The following is a 1342-nucleotide window of genomic DNA, read 5'->3' as shown; positions in this document are numbered from 1 at the left end:
CCGGTCCGCAGCAGCTGCCGGCGCGTGTCCCCTGCCCGGGGCGGCTTGCGGGTCAGTAGTGGATGCGCGCCCCCACGGCCCGGTGGTCGGAGTAGTCCATGTCCCGGTTGTCGCTGCCCGTCAGCTCCAGGTCGGCCGCGTCGCCCTCGTCGAAGGTCGGGACGACCGGGTTGCTCGTACGCGGCGGCGCGCCGGTCGCGTTGCGGGCGAGGAGGAAGTCGATGCGGCGGGGCGTCGTCGTGTGCAGCGTCCACTTGTCGGCGAGGCAGTCCGGGATGGAGCCGCCCGCGTCGGCGCAGCCGGCGTACACGGCGTCGCGGAAGCGGTGCTGGCCGCCGATGTCGCCGTTGGTGGCCTTGTACCAGGTGGTCCAGTTGTCCTGGCCGTTGGTGGAGCTGGCGGAGTGGTTGGTGTCGCCGCCCGCGACGAAGAGGTCGGCGACGCCGTAGCCGTCCTCGGTCAGCTCGTTGCTCAGCTCGCCGGCGTTGGAGACGTTGCAGTACGTGCCGCCGTGATCCTGGGTCGGCCAGTGGAAGGAGGCGGCGGTGACGGTCTTGCCGGAGAGCTTGTCGAGGAGCAGGGCCTTGACGCCCTTGCTCCGCGGCTGGTCGTTGTTGACGCACTGCTTCGAGCCGGCGGGGTACTCGCGCTGCGCCTGCCACCGGTTGTCCGGCGAGGCGGACGTCTTCAGCGAGAGCCGGTCGGTGCGCCAGATGACGCCGTTGGTCTGCTTCACCTTGCCGCTGCAGCCGTTCTTGTAGTCGGCGGGGTCGTTCTCCGCGAGGACGCCGGCGTAGCTCTCGCCGAAGTGCTCCTCCATCCGCGTCAGCAGCAGGTCGAGCTGGGCGCGGTTGCTGATCTGCTGCACGAGGTAGATGTCCGGCCGGTTCTCCTGGAGACGCATGTAGTACATGAGGTCGTGCCAGTCGCCGGGGCAGGACTCCGTCGTGGTCGGCAGGTTCTCCACGTTGGCGTCGTAGACCTGGAGGAACGACGGGTCGTTGTTCGGCACCGCCTCCGCGGCGGCCGCCGTGCCGGAACCCCGGGCCTCCGCGCCGTCCGCGGGCGCGGAGGCGGGTGCCGGCGCCGCCAGCGCGAAGGGCGCCGCCAGTGCGGCGACGCCCAGGAATGTGCGGGTCTGCCACGACTTCATGCTTGTCCCCCTGTGTTCCGGTCGGTCACGGCAGGATCGCCCGCCCCGGCATGCCGGGGCCGGGGATTGCACCAGAACGCAAACACCCGGGGCAGCTCAGACGGAGACGCGGTCCTGGACGACCTTGCGGGCCAGCAGGCGCATGGGCCCGCGGAGTTCGCTCGCGATGGCCTCGGTCGCGGTCGCTTC

At 71.1% G+C, this 1342-nt stretch carries 1 protein-coding gene; it reads right to left on the bottom strand.

Features of this window, described 5'->3' with window-relative positions; all coding sequences use genetic code 11:
- Positions 1-52: 52 nt before the first annotated feature.
- Positions 53-1153, bottom strand: coding sequence for a hypothetical protein (locus tag H5J30_RS33640; RefSeq protein WP_181791555.1), 1101 nt, complete (start codon positions 1151-1153; stop codon positions 53-55).
- Positions 1154-1342: the final 189 nt, after the last annotated feature.

Source organism: Streptomyces phytophilus (assembly GCF_013870535.1).
GTDB lineage: Bacteria > Actinomycetota > Actinomycetes > Streptomycetales > Streptomycetaceae > Streptomyces > Streptomyces phytophilus.
This window is presented reverse-complemented; position numbering and strand designations above follow the sequence as displayed.